The following is a 333-nucleotide window of genomic DNA, read 5'->3' as shown; positions in this document are numbered from 1 at the left end:
ACTCTACTGGTTGGGGAAGTTCTTCTGGTTCTTCTAATAGTGGAAATGCTAATATATATTCCAAAGTTCCTAATTCTTCACTAGCATTTAACTTTACCGGAACTGAATTAAATGTTATTGGATTTAAAGGGAAAGCTGTTGGTATTGCTAAAATTACCATTGACGGTACTTCTTATACTTGGGATGGTTATTCTGCTACTGATGCATATAAGCAAGTTCTATTCCAAAAAACTGGTTTAGCAAGTGGTACTCATACTGTTATCATTGAAGTTACTGGCCAAAAGAATGCTTCTGCTTCTGATTCTTATATCAACTTAGATGCTTTTGATATCA

General features: G+C 34.2%; 1 pseudogene. It reads left to right on the top strand.

The window, feature by feature from the left end:
- Nucleotides 1-333, top strand: a pseudogene (locus tag FAY47_RS20280) (cellulosome anchor protein); the annotation flags it as partial.

Source organism: Clostridium sp. HBUAS56017, assembly GCF_007115085.1.
Classification (GTDB): Bacteria; Bacillota; Clostridia; order Clostridiales; family Clostridiaceae; genus Clostridium; species Clostridium cibarium.
Note: the sequence above shows the minus strand (reverse complement) of the source record. Positions and strands in the feature narration are given on the sequence as shown.